General features: G+C 42.3%; 2 protein-coding genes. Both read left to right on the top strand.

Annotated features, from left to right (window positions below; all coding sequences use genetic code 11):
• Positions 1–196: type II secretion system protein GspM (gene gspM, locus ACRC27_RS13260; protein WP_438640093.1), on the top strand; the 196-nt coding region annotated here is incomplete at its 5' end.
• A 710-nt stretch (positions 197–906) separates the two neighbouring features.
• A partial coding sequence (locus tag ACRC27_RS13255) for a lytic polysaccharide monooxygenase (RefSeq protein ID WP_438640092.1) occupies positions 907–1,240 on the top strand: 334 nt, incomplete at its 3' end.

Here is a 1,240-nt window from a genome sequence, read left to right as displayed (position 1 = left end):
GCACCAGATAGTGGTAACGCGAATAGTGAATAAAGACGATAGCATTCAACTGAGCATCAACCCGCTCAGTTTTAACAGTTTGCTGGCATGGCTTAATACGCTACATGATGAGTTTGGCATCCAAGTACGTTTCTTGGATATCAGTGCCGAAATGATGCCGGGGCAGGTGCGCGTATTGAATTTGGAGTTGGCATAATTTTAATCGACACTCAGATATCTAACTCAATAGTACCTAATTGGAGGTATGCAAAATAAAATTCGGTGAGAAATAAACCGTGATTTGTGCGATTAATTTCAGAGCGGCTAATCTGAATGCGCTCTATTTAGAGTGTTTAATCTATTTTGATTGGTAAATATTACGAATTAATGAAAACGTCATCTAAGCTTTATTGACAGCCCATTTCCCCCTGTGCTCAAATGCCAATAAAATGAGAAGTCTATTTGCATGCTTAATGTATGCTCTATTTCCTGACTGTTTTTTGAGTTTGCGGGTCAATATATTGTCGTTATTTGCGTTTTGGTTTGACGGTTTATTGTCGAATTTCTCTGTTTGCTTAATGAAATAATTAAATTGATTATTAAAGCGACCAGTTAGTGCACCAAATTGTCTGATGTATATCAAGCGCAGACGATAGATTTAAACCTCAATATAAAATTAATTTTATCCGCTTTGCGTATTGCATGGTGGAGGATGAGTAACAGCGCTGATTTATTATTGATATGCATCAATGCTGATATCCGTGTCGTGGCGCGGATATAAATAATCGCGGATATAAATAAAAAAATTAATAAAGCCCTCTTAGGGATCGCATCAACGTTTTTGACAGCAGCGGTATCACGCCGAGGTGGTCTTTTTTGGCGCAGTATCGCTTCTGCGCTGTTTTTTATCTCTAAACTGGAACTATGATGAAACTGACTAAAATTGCATTGCTAACAATCGCCGCGTTTAGCTCAACGGCTTGGGCCCACGGTTATGTGGAAGCGCCGCAATCACGTGGCTACGCCTGTAAAACCGGCTTAAACAGTGACTGTGGCGCAGTGCAGTTGGAGCCACAAAGTATTGAAGGGCCAGATGGTTTTCCGTTAGCAGGCCCTGCGGATGGCAAGCTGGCGAGCGCGGGCTTGGTGCAATTTAGCGAGCTGGATGCGCAAACCAGCACTCGCTGGAGTAAAACACCGATTAAAAGCGGTAAGCAGACCATTCGCTGGAATTTTACCGCCAACCACGTGACGCGCGAGT

The organism is Plesiomonas sp., from assembly GCF_051650925.1.
In the GTDB taxonomy this organism is placed as follows: domain Bacteria; phylum Pseudomonadota; class Gammaproteobacteria; order Enterobacterales; family CAMTGL01; genus Plesiomonas.
The sequence above is the reverse complement of the archived record's forward strand: the minus strand, read 5'-3'. Positions and strand labels throughout refer to the sequence as shown.